Source organism: Mycolicibacterium sphagni (genome assembly GCF_002250655.1).
GTDB classification, from domain to species: Bacteria; Actinomycetota; Actinomycetes; order Mycobacteriales; family Mycobacteriaceae; genus Mycobacterium; species Mycobacterium sphagni.
This window is the reverse complement of record NZ_NOZR01000001.1, coordinates 165,293-178,581: the sequence shown is the minus strand read 5'-3', so window position 1 is coordinate 178,581 and position 13,289 is coordinate 165,293. Positions and strand designations below refer to the sequence as shown.

12 protein-coding genes are annotated in these 13,289 nt (G+C 67.9%); 8 read left to right on the top strand and 4 right to left on the bottom strand.

Annotated features, from left to right (window positions below):
- Positions 1–6 precede the first annotated feature (6 nt).
- From CG716_RS00865 to CG716_RS00855, 3 genes are read left to right on the top strand one after another with little or no spacing between them, the layout of a single operon-like run.
- Complete coding sequence (locus CG716_RS00865; RefSeq protein ID WP_094475481.1) at positions 7–378, top strand: OB-fold nucleic acid binding domain-containing protein; 372 nt, start codon at positions 7–9, stop codon at positions 376–378.
- On the top strand, positions 375–1,100 hold the full coding sequence (locus CG716_RS00860) for a DUF3159 domain-containing protein (RefSeq protein ID WP_094475479.1): 726 nt from the start codon (positions 375–377) through the stop codon (positions 1,098–1,100). The genes CG716_RS00865 and CG716_RS00860 overlap by 4 nt, the downstream gene beginning before the upstream one ends.
- Positions 1,101–1,106: 6 nt before the next feature.
- Positions 1,107–2,519 carry an MFS transporter gene (locus CG716_RS00855; RefSeq protein ID WP_094475477.1) on the top strand — a complete coding sequence of 471 codons (1,413 nt, stop codon included), beginning with the start codon at positions 1,107–1,109 and terminating at the stop codon, positions 2,517–2,519.
- Here CG716_RS00855 and CG716_RS00850 read toward each other — a convergent pair.
- Positions 2,516–3,199, bottom strand: coding sequence for a potassium channel family protein (locus tag CG716_RS00850; RefSeq protein ID WP_094475475.1), 684 nt, complete (start codon positions 3,197–3,199; stop codon positions 2,516–2,518). The genes CG716_RS00855 and CG716_RS00850 overlap by 4 nt on opposite strands.
- 1 nt (position 3,200) lies before the next feature.
- Positions 3,201–3,878, bottom strand: coding sequence for a potassium channel family protein (locus CG716_RS00845; protein ID WP_094475474.1), 678 nt, complete (start codon positions 3,876–3,878; stop codon positions 3,201–3,203).
- 125 nt (positions 3,879–4,003) lie between these two features.
- Between CG716_RS00845 and CG716_RS00840 the strand changes: the two genes are divergently transcribed.
- From CG716_RS00840 to CG716_RS00820, 5 genes are read left to right on the top strand one after another with little or no spacing between them, the layout of a single operon-like run.
- A complete protein-coding gene (locus tag CG716_RS00840; protein WP_207760545.1) occupies positions 4,004–6,007 on the top strand; it encodes an APC family permease in 2,004 nt (667 codons plus the stop codon).
- Complete coding sequence (locus CG716_RS00835; protein ID WP_094475473.1) at positions 5,982–7,202, top strand: class I SAM-dependent RNA methyltransferase; 1,221 nt, start codon at positions 5,982–5,984, stop codon at positions 7,200–7,202. The genes CG716_RS00840 and CG716_RS00835 overlap by 26 nt, the downstream gene beginning before the upstream one ends.
- Positions 7,203–7,210: 8 nt before the next feature.
- The gene (nhaA, locus tag CG716_RS00830; RefSeq protein WP_094475472.1) at positions 7,211–8,512 is read left to right on the top strand and encodes a Na+/H+ antiporter NhaA; all 1,302 of its coding nucleotides are present in this window, start codon (positions 7,211–7,213) and stop codon (positions 8,510–8,512) included.
- A gap of 28 nt (positions 8,513–8,540) precedes the next feature.
- A complete protein-coding gene (gene dxs / locus CG716_RS00825) occupies positions 8,541–10,457 on the top strand; it encodes a 1-deoxy-D-xylulose-5-phosphate synthase (RefSeq protein WP_094475471.1) in 1,917 nt (638 codons plus the stop codon).
- A gap of 15 nt (positions 10,458–10,472) precedes the next feature.
- A complete protein-coding gene (locus tag CG716_RS00820; protein WP_094475470.1) occupies positions 10,473–11,372 on the top strand; it encodes an alpha/beta fold hydrolase in 900 nt (299 codons plus the stop codon).
- Here CG716_RS00820 and CG716_RS00815 read toward each other — a convergent pair.
- Both CG716_RS00815 and CG716_RS00810 read right to left on the bottom strand, forming a co-directional pair.
- A complete protein-coding gene (locus CG716_RS00815) occupies positions 11,360–12,637 on the bottom strand; it encodes an HRDC domain-containing protein (protein WP_094475469.1) in 1,278 nt (425 codons plus the stop codon). The two genes, CG716_RS00820 and CG716_RS00815, sit on opposite strands and share 13 nt — an antisense overlap.
- A gap of 1 nt (position 12,638) precedes the next feature.
- Positions 12,639–13,175 carry a DUF3000 domain-containing protein gene (locus CG716_RS00810; protein WP_234817671.1) on the bottom strand — a complete coding sequence of 179 codons (537 nt, stop codon included), beginning with the start codon at positions 13,173–13,175 and terminating at the stop codon, positions 12,639–12,641.
- Positions 13,176–13,289 lie beyond the last annotated feature (114 nt).

Here is a 13,289-nt window from a genome sequence, read left to right as displayed (position 1 = left end):
GAGGCCATGGCTACGGCCGAAAGTTTTGTCCGCCGTCTCACCCGTCGGCTGACGGAGGACCCTGAGCAGCGGGATGTCGAGGAGCTGACCGACGAGGCTGCTCAGACCGGCGCGCAGCGGGCAATCGATTGCCAGCGCGGCCAAGAGGTCACGATGGTGGGCACTCTGCGCAGTGTCGAGATGAACGCCAAGGGCTGCGCCGGTGGGGTGCGTGCCGAGCTGTTCGACGGTACTGACGCCGTCACGCTGGTATGGCTGGGACAGCGCCGCATCCCCGGGATCGAATCGGGCCGCGCCCTGCGAGTACGCGGGCGCCTGGGCACATTGGAGAACGGCACGAAGGCCATCTACAACCCGCACTACGAGATCCAGACTTGAGCCGTCCCGTCGAAGACAGCGACCGCTCCCAAGACTCCGCCGAAGACCCCGAGACGGCTCCTGCGCAGCAGACCACGGCCCAGGCGCTGCTGGCCCAGATGGGCGGGATCAGCGGGCTGATCTACTCCTCGCTGCCCGTCGCGGTGCTCATTCCGGTCAATACCGCCTTCGGCTTGATGCCCGCCATCGCCGCGGCGTTGGGCGTAGCCGCCCTCATCCTGGTGTGGCGGTTGATCCGCCGCGATTCTGTTCAGCCCGCGGTGTCCGGTTTCATCGGTGTCGGAATCAGCGCCCTGATCGCGTGGATGGTCGGGGCGTCGAAAGGCTATTTCCTGCTTGGCATCTGGACGTCGCTGATCTGGGCCGGGGTGTTCATGCTGTCGGTGCTGATTCGACGTCCGATCGTGGGCTACGCCTGGAGCTGGATTCAAGGCCACGACCGTGCCTGGCGCAGCAACCGCCGCGCTGTGCTGGCATTCGACGTCGCGACGATGACCTGGGTGCTGGTGTTCGCGTCGCGATTCGTGGTTCAGCGGCACCTCTACGACCTCGACCAGACCGGCTGGCTGGGGGTGGCCCGCATCGCGATGGGCTGGCCGCTGACCGCAGTTGCCGCGCTGGTGACCTATCTGGCGATCCGCGTCGCCCAGCGGGCGACTCACGCGGCACACGCCGGCACCCACGACGCCGACGCTGATATCGACGTCGCCACCAACGACTGACCTTCCATGTCCGGCCGCGACGACCGCCTGTTGGTCGCCGTCGCCGTGCTTGCCTCCTTCATCGCTTTTCTCGACGGCTCGGTGGTCAACCTCGCGCTGCCCGCCATCCAGGCGGAGATGGGCGGCGGGCTCGTCACCCAGCAGTGGGTTATCGATGGCTATCTGTTGACGCTGGGTGCGTTGATTCTGGTAGCCGGGGCGATCTCCGACACTCTGGGGCGGTTGGCGGTGCTGCGCGCGGGACTGGTCGTGTTCGGCCTGGCGTCGCTGCTGTGCGCGCTGGCGCCCAGTGGCTCCGTGTTGATCGCGGCGCGCTGTTTACAGGGATTGGGCGCTGCCTTTCTGGTCCCCAGCTCTCTGGCGATGCTCAATGCGAGATTCACCGGCCCCGCGCAGTCCCGCGCCATCGGGATCTGGACGGCGTGGACCGGGACCGCCTTCGTGGTCGGCCCCCTGCTGGGCGGACTGCTCGTCGAAGGCCTCGGTTGGCGGTGGGTGTTCGCCGTCAATGTGGTGCCGCTCGCCATCACCCTGGCGCTCACCGGCAGACTCCCCGCCGGCCCGGTCGCGCCGGGCGGGAGCATCGATATCGTCGGCGCGGCGCTCACCGCGATCGGGCTCGGCAGCACTGTCTTCGCGGTGATCGAGCAACAGCGTCTGGGCTGGATCAACCCGGCGATCATTGCCGGGCTGATCGTGGGTCCGGTCTGTCTGATCGCCTTCGTCTGGTGGGAGCGCCACACCGCTGCGCCGATGGTGCCGCCGGGCATCTTCGCCGCCCGTAACTTCGCGGTTGGCAACCTCGCCACAGTGTTCCTCTACGCGGGTGTTTCGCTGGGACAGGTGCTCATCGCCTTGTTCCTGCAGGAGACGGGCCGACTCTCGCCGGCGCAAGCCGGACTGGCCACGTTGCCGGTGCCCGTCCTCTCACTGTTGCTGGCCGCCAGGTTCGGTGAGTTGGCAGGCCGGCACGGACCCCGTCGATTCATGGCCGTGGGACCCGTGATCGCCGCGGCCGGCTTCGTGCTGATGGCATTCACGACCGGCAACATCTGGTTGCAGATGCTGCCGGGCCTGGTGCTGTTCGGCATCGGGCTGGCGGTCACGGTATCGCCGTTGACGGCCGCGGTTCTGGCGGCGGTCGACCCTGCCCAGAGCGGCATCGGCTCGGCGATCAACAACGCTGTCGCTCGGGTCTCGGGCCTTGTCGCGATTGCCTTCGCCGCTGTGATCGTCGGCGGCGCAATGGATTTCAGCGGATTTCGACGTGGCGCGATAACCGCTGCCGTGCTGCTGTTCATCGCGGGTGCGGTTTCGGCGGCGGGCATCGACAACCTCGTGCCCAACCTGTCCGGCCCGTCGCCGGGCGCCGTCGCGGCCTGCCAGGATCGGGACGGCCCTCCGCCGGTAAAGCGTTAACCGGTCGCGGCCGACAGCACCGTCTTCCGCAGCTCGTCCTCCACCTCGGGGGCGGCAACGAACAACAGCTCGTCACCGCCTTCCAGCGGCTCGTCGGCCTCCGGCACAATCACCCGAGCACCGCGCAGGATTGTCACCAGCGTGGCGTCGCGCGGCAGGATCAGCTTGCGCACCGGCCGTCCGCCCCACGGTGTGTCGTCGGGAAGGGTGATCTCGACGAGGTTGGCGTGACCGTGCCGGAATTGCATCAGCCGCACCAGGTCGCCGACCGCGACGGCCTCTTCCACCAGCGAGGCCAGCATCCGCGGGGTGGACACCGCGACGTCCACACCCCATGAGTCGTCGAACAGCCACTCGTTGCGGGGATCGTTGACCCGTGCCACCACGCGCGACACCGCGAATTCCGTCTTGGCCAGCAGCGAAAGCACCACGTTCGCCTTGTCGTCGCCGGTGGCGGCGACCACCACGTCGAAGTCGTGCAGGTGCACCGACTCCAGCAGGCTGATTTCGCAGGCATCCCCGAGCCGCCAGTGCGCGGCAGGAATCGCGTCGACGTCGAGATGTTCGGCGTTGCGCTCGATGAGCGTCACCTCGTGCTCGCTCTCGAGCAGTTCGCGGGCGATCGACCGGCCGACTGCGCCTGCCCCCGCGATTGCCACCTTGAGCCGTTTGTCGCCCATCTCAGTGCCCCTCTCCGACGTCTGGACCCGGCGGCAGCGCGGCGATGGCCAGCGCCTCGGCGGCGCGCCCGGACACTGCCGCGAAATAGACCTGATCTCCCGCCTGGACGACGGTCTTGGGCTCGGGCAGGATGCCGGTGCCAAACCGGATCACGAAGGCGACCCGGGCGCCGGTGGCCTCCTCGAGTGACGTGAGCCGGTGACCCACCCATCCCTCGTGCAGGGTCGCCTCCACGACGGCCATGGTGCCGGTCGGATCCCGCCATTTCGCGGTCTCGCTGTCGCGCACGAGCGTGTTCAGCAGCCGGTCGGTGGTCCAGGGCACGGTGGCCACCGTCGGGATGCCCAGCCGCTCGTAGACCGCCGCGCGTTTCGCGTCGTAGATCCGCGCGACCACCCGGGTCACCCCGAATGTCTCACGCGCCAGCCGCGCGGAGATGATGTTCGAGTTGTCGCCCGAGGACACCGCGGCGAACGCGTCGGACCCCTGGATCCCCGCGCGCAGCAGCACTTCTCGGTCGAATCCCATGCCCAGCACGCGCTCGCCGGAAAAGTCCGGCGACAACCGGTGGAACGCCGTCGCCTCCCGGTCGATGACGGCCACGTCGTGGCCGATCCGGGACAGCGCGTCGGCCAGCGACGCCCCGACGCGGCCGCATCCCATCACCACTACCCGCACCTGGCGTCCTCTCGGCTTCGTCGTGCGTTGAGCCGCAGCGAACCGGGGTCGCGAAGTGGCTGACCCTAGTGTGCGGACAACGACCGTATGGGGAACGCTACAGCCAAATCGCCATGGGCCTACTCTTGGCACTCGTGTCTAAGCTTTCGACCGCCGCCCGTCGGCTGGTCCTGGGGCAGCCGTTCCGCAGCGACAAGCTGAGCCACACGCTGCTGCCCAAGCGCATTGCCTTGCCCGTCTTCGCCTCCGATGCCATGTCCTCGGTGGCGTACGCGCCCGAGGAAATCTTTCTGGTGCTCTCGGTAGCGGGGCTGTCCGCCTACGCCATGGCGCCGTGGATCGGGGTGATGGTCGCGGTGGTCATGCTCGTGGTGGTGGCCTCCTACCGGCAGAACGTGCACGCCTATCCATCCGGCGGCGGCGACTACGAGGTGGTCACCACCAACCTGGGGCCGACGGCGGGCCTGACGGTGGCCAGCGCCCTGCTGGTCGACTACGTGCTGACCGTCGCGGTGTCGATGGCCTCGGCGATGTCGAACATCGGCTCGGCCTTTCCGTTCATCGCCCAGCACAAGGTGGCGTTCGCGGTGTCCGCCATCGTCATCCTGACCGCGGCGAACCTGCGCGGCATCCGCGAGTCGGGCACCGCCTTCGCCATCCCGACCTACGCCTTCATCGTCGGCATGTTCATCATGCTGATCTGGGGTTTCTTCAAGATCTACGTGCTGGGCGATCATCTTGAGGCCGAGTCGGCCAAGTTCTCGATGCACTCCGAGCACGGCGACGTCATGGGATTTGCGCTGGTGTTCCTTGTGGCGCGGGCGTTTTCGTCGGGCTGTGCGGCACTGACCGGTGTGGAGGCGATCAGCAACGGCGTGCCCGCATTCCGCAAGCCCAAGTCCAAGAACGCCGCCACCACGCTGCTGCTGTTGGGCTCGATCGCGGTCACCATGTTGGTCGGCATCATCGTGCTCGCGACCAAGATCGGGGTGAAGATCGCCGAGCGGCCGGCCGAGCAACTCGGCGGGGCACCGTCCGACTATCACCAGAAGACCCTGGTGGCTCAGCTGGCCGAGACGGTGTTCGCGGGCTTCCCGTTGGGCCTGTGGCTGATCACCGGAGTCACCGCACTGATCCTGGTGCTGGCCGCCAACACCGCGTTCAACGGCTTCCCGGTGCTGGGCTCGATCCTGGCCCAGGACCGCTACCTGCCCCGCCAGCTGCACACGCGCGGCGACCGGCTGGCCTTCTCCAACGGCATCCTGTTCCTGGCCGCCGCCGCCATCGCGTTCGTCGTCGCATTCCGCGCCGAAGTCACCGCGCTGATCCAGCTCTACATCGTGGGCGTGTTCGTGTCGTTCACACTCAGCCAGATCGGCATGGTCCGGCACTGGACGCGGCACCTGCGCACCGAGACCGACCCGCGGGCCCGCGGGCACATGATGCGCTCGCGGGTGATCAACACGATCGGCTTCATCGCCACCGGCGCAGTGCTCATTGTCGTTCTGGTCACCAAGTTCTTGGCTGGCGCCTGGATCGCAATCCTGGCCATGACAAGCCTTTTCATCCTGATGAAGGCCATCCACAAGCATTACGACACGGTGGCAAGGGAACTGGCCGAGCAGGAAGCCGAACAGGGCGAGGTGGTTCTGCCCAGCCGCAACCACGCCGTCGTGCTGGTCTCCAAACTGCACATGCCGACGCTGCGCGCACTGTCCTATGCCAGAGCCACCCGGCCCGACGTGCTGGAGGCCATCACGGTCAACGTGGACGACTCCGAGACTCGCCAGCTGGTGCACAAATGGGAGGACAGTGACATCACTGTCCCGCTGAAAGTCGTTGCCTCCCCGTACCGGGAAGTCACCCGCCCGGTGCTTGACTACGTCAAACGGATCAGCAAGGAAGCCCCGCGCACGGTGGTGACGGTGTTCATCCCCGAATACGTGGTCGGCCACTGGTGGGAACAGGTGCTGCACAACCAGAGTGCGCTGCGGCTCAAGGGCCGGCTGCTGTTCATGCCGAATGTGATGGTGACTTCGGTTCCCTGGCAACTCAATTCGTCGGAGCGTGTGCATGACTTGGAGGCGCAGAACGCACCGGGTGATGTGCGCCGAGGCTTCCTGGAGTGACGCGATAGTGGAACAGGGGGATGCGGTCGAGCTCGTGCTCACAACCGGCGCGGCCGCCAACGGGGGCAGCTGCGTGGCGCGCCATGACGGTCGAGTGGTGTTCGTCCGCTATGCCCTGCCGGGTGAGGTCGTTCGGGCGCACGTGACCGGTGACCGCGGATCCTATTGGCACGCAGAGGCAATCGAGATCATCGAACCGTCGCCGGACCGGGTGGAGTCACTGTGCCCGATCGCCGGAGTGGGTAAGTCCGGCTGCTGCGACCTGGCCTTCGCCGCACCCGAAGCCGCCCGCGTGCTCAAGGGGCAGGTGGTGGCCAACCAGCTGGCGCGGCTCGGCGACTTCCCCTGGGAGGGGGTGGCCGAACCCCTCGGTGACGGTGCTGCCCGCGGCTGGCGCACGAGGGTCCGGCTGTCGGTGGATGCAGGCGGCCACGCCGGATTTCACCGCTACCACAGTGCCGAGCTGGTCACCGATCTGCGTTGTGGTCAGCTGCGCGACGGCTTGGTCGACGGGCTGGACGGATCGCGCTGGAAACCGGGCGATCAGGTGCACGTGGTCGCCGACGACGACGGCACCCGGCACGTCGTATGCAACAACCGTCAGCAGCGGCGGGGCCATCGCGCCGAGGGGGACTACGACGCGGTGCAGCGGGTGGGCTCGCGGGTCTGGCGCGTTCCGGTCACCGGTTTCTGGCAATCGCATCGCGATGCCGCCACGACGTACAGCGCCCTGGTGGCCGGCTGGGCACAGAACATCGAGGGTGCCACGGCGTGGGATTTGTACGGCGGCGCAGGGCTGTTCGCCGCCGCCCTGGCCGACGCGGTGGGCGAGGGCGGCCGGGTGTTGACGGTGGACACCTCACGAGCCGCCTCCAGTGCGGCCCGGGCGGCGTTGGCCGATCTGCCGAGCGTCGAGGTGCTCACCGATTCGGTGCGCCGGGCGTTGAGCGCGCAACGAGACGGGGCCGACATCGCGGTGCTCGACCCGCCACGATCGGGGGCCGGACGCGAGATCATCGATCTGCTCGCCGCGGCCGGGGTGCCGCGGGTGATCCATATCGGTTGTGAGGCGGCGTCGTTCTCCCGCGACATCGGTTTGTATCGGGGACACGGCTATTCTGTCGAGCAGATTCGGGTGTTCGACTCGTTCCCGCTGACCCACCACGTCGAGTGTGTCGCCCTGTTGCAGAGGTGAGAGGTGAGATGCGTCACGCCTTATTCGCCAGGGGATCGTGGTCGGAAACGTCGCGCATCACCTCGATCCTGCGCAAGGAGACCGTCGGCGGGGCGTTGCTGTTGCTGGCCGCTGCGGCGGCATTGGTCTGGGCCAACTCGCCGTGGTCGGCGGCCTATGACCGGCTCGGCGACTTCCACGTCGGCACCGACGATCTCGGCCTGCACCTGGATCTGAGCCTGGGCGGCTGGGCCGCCGACGGGCTGCTGGCCATCTTCTTCTTCGTCGTCGGGCTCGAGCTGAAGCGGGAGTTCGTCGCAGGCGACCTCCGCGACCCCGGCCGCGCCGCACTTCCGGTCGCCGCCGCGATCGGCGGCATGGTCGCCCCGGCCGTCATATTCGTGGCCTTCACCCTGCACGAAGGCGGTGGAGCGGCCCGGGGCTGGGCCATCCCGACTGCGACCGACATCGCGTTCGCGGTTGCCGTGCTGGCCGTCATCTCCACCCACCTGCCGGGCGCGCTGCGGACGTTTCTGCTCACTTTGGCCGTCGTCGACGACTTGCTGGCGATCACCGTGATCGCGGTGTTCTACACCGAGAAGATCAATGTGGTCGCGCTGCTGGTCGCGCTCATCCCGCTGGCGCTGTTCACGGTCCTCGTGCAGCGGCGGATCCGGTCGTGGTGGCTGCTGGTCCCGCTGGCACTGCTCACCTGGGCGTTCGTCCACGAGTCCGGGGTGCACGCGACGGTAGCCGGCGTGCTGCTGGGCTTCACTGTCCCGGTAATGCGCAGCGCGGCGGCCGGTGGTGCCGACGCGGGGCCCGGTCTCGCGGAGCAGTTCGAGCACCGGATGCGGCCGCTGTCGGCGGGTTTTGCGGTCCCGGTGTTCGCGTTCTTCGCCGCTGGTGTGACGTTCGGCGGTTATCACGGTTTGGTCACAGCTCTGAGTGATCCGATCGCTATGGGCATCGTCTTCGGCCTGGTCGCCGGCAAGACGCTCGGGGTCTTCGGCACCACCTGGACACTGGCCAAACTGACCCGCGCCAGCCTCGACTCGGCATTGCGCTGGATCGACGTCTTCGGCATCTCCATGCTGGCCGGAATCGGCTTCACGGTATCCCTGCTGATCGGCGAATTGGCCTATGCCCCGGGCTCCGAACGCCTCAACGTCGTCAAGGTCGCCGTCCTCACGGGGAGTTTGCTGGCCGCCGTGCTCGCGGCGGTGGTGCTGCGGCTGCGCAACCGGCATTACCGCACGGTGTGGCAGGAGGAGAACCGTGACCGCGACCACGACGGTGTGCCCGACATCTATGAGTCTCATCAGGACTGATCTACGGACGGGTGCGTAGACTGGCCGAATGCTTGAACAGGTTCGCGGCCCTGCAGATCTGCAACACCTGTCCCAAGCGCAGCTGACCGATCTGGCTGCGGAGATTCGCCAGTTCCTGATTCACAAAGTCGCTGCCACGGGTGGACATCTCGGCCCCAACCTCGGGGTCGTCGAGCTCACGCTCGCGCTGCACCGGGTCTTCGACTCTCCGCACGACCCTATCCTTTTCGACACCGGACACCAGGCCTACGTCCACAAGATGCTCACCGGCCGCGCCGCCGACTTCGACACGTTGCGCATGCGCGGCGGCCTGTCGGGCTACCCGTCCCGCGCCGAAAGCGACCACGACTGGATCGAGTCCAGCCACGCTTCAGCGGCACTGTCCTACGCCGACGGTCTGGCCAAAGCCTTCGAGCTGACCGGCCACCGCAATCGCCACGTCGTGGCGGTGGTCGGCGACGGCGCCCTGACCGGCGGTATGTGCTGGGAGGCGCTGAACAACATCGCCGCCGCCCGCCGGCCGGTGGTGATCGTCGTGAACGACAACGGCCGCTCCTATGCCCCGACCATCGGCGGTTTTGCCGACCATCTAGCCGGCCTGCGGCTGCAGCCGGGCTACGAGCGACTCCTGGAGCGCGGCCGGGTCGCGGTCCGTGGCGTGCCAGTCGTCGGCGAGGCCTGCTACCAGGCCATGCACAGCGTGAAGGCCGGCATCAAGGACGCGTTGTCCCCGCAGGTGATGTTCACCGACCTCGGCCTGAAGTACGTCGGCCCGATCGACGGGCACGACGAGCACGCGGTGGAGACCGCTTTGCGGCACGCCCGCGGCTTCAATGCCCCGGTGATCGTGCACGTGGTGACCCGCAAGGGCATGGGATATGCGCCGGCCGAGAACGACGAGGCCGAGCAGATGCACTCCTGCGGCGTCATCGACCCCGATACCGGTCTGGCCACGAAGTCCTCGGCGCCCGGCTGGACGTCGGTGTTCTCCGAGGCGCTGATCTCCTATGCCGCCAAGCGGCGCGACATCGTGGCGATCACCGCGGCGATGCCGGGACCGACCGGCCTGTCGGCGTTCGGGGAACGCTTCCCGGACCGGCTGTTCGACGTCGGAATCGCCGAGCAGCATGCGATGACCTCGGCGGCCGGCCTGGCGATGGGCGGGCTGCACCCTGTGGTCGCCATCTATTCGACGTTCCTCAACCGCGCGTTCGACCAGGTCATGATGGATGTCGCGCTACACAAGCTGCCGGTCACGATGGTGCTGGATCGGGCCGGGGTCACCGGCAACGACGGCGCCAGCCACAACGGCATGTGGGACCTGTCGCTCCTGAGCATCGTGCCCGGCATCCGGGTGGCCGCGCCGCGCGACGGTGCCCGGCTACGCGAGGAACTCGGCGAGGCGCTGGAGATCAACGACGGCCCGACTGCCATCCGCTTTCCCAAAGGCGAAGTGGGCGAGGACATTCCTGCACTCGAACGGGTTTCCGGGGTGGACGTCCTTGCTCGCCCGGCCGACGGCCTCGGCAACGACGTGTTGCTGGTCGCGGTGGGATCGTTCGCGCCGATGGCACTCAAGGTCGCCGAGCGGCTGCGTAATCAGGGCATCGGCGTGACGGTGGTGGATCCCCGCTGGGTGATCCCGGTGCCGGATGCTGTTGTGCCCCTTGCGAGCGCGCACAAGCTTGTGGTCACCATGGAGGACAACGGAGTGCGCGGCGGTGTGGGTTCTGCGGTGTCCGCCTCGATGCGGGCCGCCGAGATCGACGTGCCGTGCCGCGATGTTGGTGTGCCGCAACAGTTCTTGGATCATGCCGGTCGCGGTGAGGTGCTCGAAGCGGTGGGTCTCACCGAGCGGAACATCGCCCGCCGAGTAACCGGTTGGGTGGCCGCGCTGGGTGCACTCGACGCCGACGAGCAGGCCGCCCGAGAGCACCTCGACTAGTTCTACACTGGCCGCGTGGACGCCGAACTCGAAGAGTGGAAAGCCGCCGGCAGGCAGTTCGACTACCTGGGCTTTGACATCTTCTATCGGGTCGAAGGTGCCGGCCCCGCGCTGCTGCTGATCCACGGCTATCCCTTCAATACGTTCGACTGGGCGCCGATCTGGGATCGGCTGACCGCGCGATTCACGGTGATCGCCCCCGACATGATCGGTATGGGCTTCTCGGCCAAGCCGGTGGCCTACGAGTATTCGGTGCCCGACCACGCCGATATGCACGAGGCGCTGCTGGCCCACCTCGGCATCGACCGGATCCATCTGCTGGCCCACGATCTGGGTGTCTCGGTCGGCCAGGAGATGCTGGCCCGCGTGGAGTCCGGCCGGCAGTCGGCGGGTCCGGTGCGCATCGACACCATCACCTGGCTCAACGGTGGCCTGTTCAACGAGGCCTACACGCCGCGCGCACTGCAGAAGCTGCTGTCGCGAACTCCATTGGGCGACATCATGAGTCCGCTGCAGGGTACCGCGTTGTCGCGCCGGCTGGTCGAGCCGACGATCAACGAGATGTTCGGTCCCGACACCAAACCGTCGCGGCGCATGATGGATCTCTTCCACCAGATCTTGGAGTACAACGACGGCACCCGCGTCACCCACAAGGTGGGCAGGTTCGTCAACGACCGCTACCGCTACCGCAACCGGTGGGTGCGGGCGATGCGTGAGACAACGGTCCCGATGCGGTTGATCGACGGACCGGCGGACCCCAACTCGGGCGCACACATGGCCCGGCGCTATCTGGAGGTCATCCCGGACGCGGACGTGGTGATGCTCGACGAGCGCATCGCACATTGGCCCCAGATCGAAGCACCCGACGCGGTGCTGACACACTTCTTCGACCATATCGACCGTCACTCGGTCTGAGCAGGCTCCAACGCTACCGTCAGCACCGGAACCACAAGAGCGCGTTGCCATTCCCTGGCACCGCCGTCGCGCAGGACGCTGTCGATCGCCCGACTGACGTCTGCACTGTTCTGCCAGTCCCAGCACAACCTGCGGACGAGCTCGGGGGAGACCAGGTTCTCGGTGGGCACATGCACACGCTCGGACAGCTCGGACAGCCGTGCGCGCGCGGCGTCCAGCCGGGCCGACGCCTCGGGCTTGCGTTTGGCCCAGCGCACCGCGGGCGGTGGGCCGTTCTGCGGCTCGGCGCTGTCCGGTGGGTCCGGGGTGGTGCGGGCGGTCTCCAGCGCGGCCAGCCAGACATGCGCACTGCGGCGCTGCTTGTGGCCGCCGAAGATCGGCAGTTTCGTCAGGTCCTCGACCGTCTTGGGGTCGGCCACCGCCGCGGCGATGATCGCCGCGTCCGGCAGGATCCGCCCCGGTGCGATATCGCGGCGCCGGGCGATCTGATCGCGCACCGTCCACAACTCGCGCACCGCCGCCAGCGTCTGCCGGTCGCGGACCTTGTGGATACCCGACGTGCGCCGCCACCGGTCACGGCGGGTCGGTGTGGCCTCTGCGCACCGCAGATGCTCGAATTCCTCTGCCGCCCAATCGCTTTTGTGCTGCTCGGCGAGCACACCGGCGATCGCCTCACGCAGCTCGATCAGCACTTCGACGTCCAGGGCGGCGTAGTTCAGCCAGGCGTCGGGCAGCGGCCGTTTGGACCAGTCCGCCGCCCCGTGCCCCTTGGCCAGCCCAAGGCCCAGCAGGCGCTGCACCATGGCCGCCAGATTCACCCGTTCGAAACCGGCCAGCCGGCCGGCCAGTTCGGTGTCGTACAGCGCGGGCGGACGCATTCCGACCTCGGCCAGGCACGGCAGATCCTGGTCGGCGGCGTGCAGGATCCACTCGTCGGTTGCCAGCACATCGGCCACTGGTCGCAACACGTCGATCGGGCTGCTGCCGTGATTGACCGGGTCGATCAACACGGTGCCCGCACCGGCGCGCCGGATCTGGATCAGGTAGGCCCGGTTGGAGTACCGGAATCCCGAGGCTCGCTCGGCGTCGACGGCGAACGGGCCGGTGCCCTTAGCCAGCTGCGCTGCCGCCCGGGCGATCTCGTCGACGCTGACCGACACCGGCGGCACACCCTCGGCCGGGCTCAGCAGCGGAGTCGGCTCGGGGCCGTCGTCGGCTGGGGCGCTGGACGCCGCGGCTGCAGCGTCGTCGTCGGGTTCTGACATATCAGGCGCGGGAGCGGGAACCCAGGTCCGTCACTCCCACCGGGGGCAGGCCCGCGGCGTGCTCGAGCACCTCGCAGAAAGCCTGGACATGGGTGTCGAGTGCCATAGTGGTGGCCGTCCACGATGCCCGCATCTCGAGCTGGTGGGCGCGCGGCGGGCCGGAGATGTCGCCGTAGCGCACCGAGGTGGTGGCCGTGACGGTGCCGCCCAGTGCGGTGACGTGCTCGGCGCGGCTGTCGAGGGCATCGACCAGCCAACTCCAGGCCACCTCCGGCAGTAGCGGGTCGATGGCCTCGCTGGAGTCCAGGTCGGCCTGGATATAGGCGACCAGGCGCATGGTGCCGTCCCAGGCCTCCGAGCCGTCGGGGTCGTGCAGCAGGATCAGCCGTCCGAACGCGTCACCCTCGGAGTGTTCCGGGACGATCTCGGTTTCGGGGTGCTTGACCTCGGCTCCCAGCGCATAGCTGTACGGCGCGAGACGTTGAGGTGGGCGGATCGGACCGAGTTCGATCTCCGGCCGTACCTCGGCGGTATTCATAGCCGCCACCGCCTCGCGGAAAAGCGCCGGTTCCGCAGTGGTCACGGCAATTGACGCTAGCCCTATCGTCGAGGTCGAGGGGGCAGGCGCGCCGATTTGGTGGCATCGGGCGGA

What these genes read in the sequence shown, in the direction of transcription:
- nhaA (WP_094475472.1), top strand. Translation starts at nt 7,211, where the DNA reads ATGCGTCACGCCTTATTCGCCAGGGGATCGTGGTCGGAAACGTCGCGC.
- CG716_RS00835 (WP_094475473.1), top strand. Translation starts at nt 5,982, where the DNA reads ATGTGCGCCGAGGCTTCCTGGAGTGACGCGATAGTGGAACAGGGGGAT.
- dxs (WP_094475471.1), top strand. Translation starts at nt 8,541, where the DNA reads ATGCTTGAACAGGTTCGCGGCCCTGCAGATCTGCAACACCTGTCCCAA.
- CG716_RS00855 (WP_094475477.1), top strand. Translation starts at nt 1,107, where the DNA reads ATGTCCGGCCGCGACGACCGCCTGTTGGTCGCCGTCGCCGTGCTTGCC.
- CG716_RS00850 (WP_094475475.1), bottom strand. Translation starts at nt 3,199, where the DNA reads ATGGGCGACAAACGGCTCAAGGTGGCAATCGCGGGGGCAGGCGCAGTC.
- CG716_RS00815 (WP_094475469.1), bottom strand. Translation starts at nt 12,637, where the DNA reads ATGTCAGAACCCGACGACGACGCTGCAGCCGCGGCGTCCAGCGCCCCA.
- CG716_RS00865 (WP_094475481.1), top strand. Translation starts at nt 7, where the DNA reads ATGGCTACGGCCGAAAGTTTTGTCCGCCGTCTCACCCGTCGGCTGACG.
- CG716_RS00810 (WP_234817671.1), bottom strand. Translation starts at nt 13,175, where the DNA reads ATGAATACCGCCGAGGTACGGCCGGAGATCGAACTCGGTCCGATCCGC.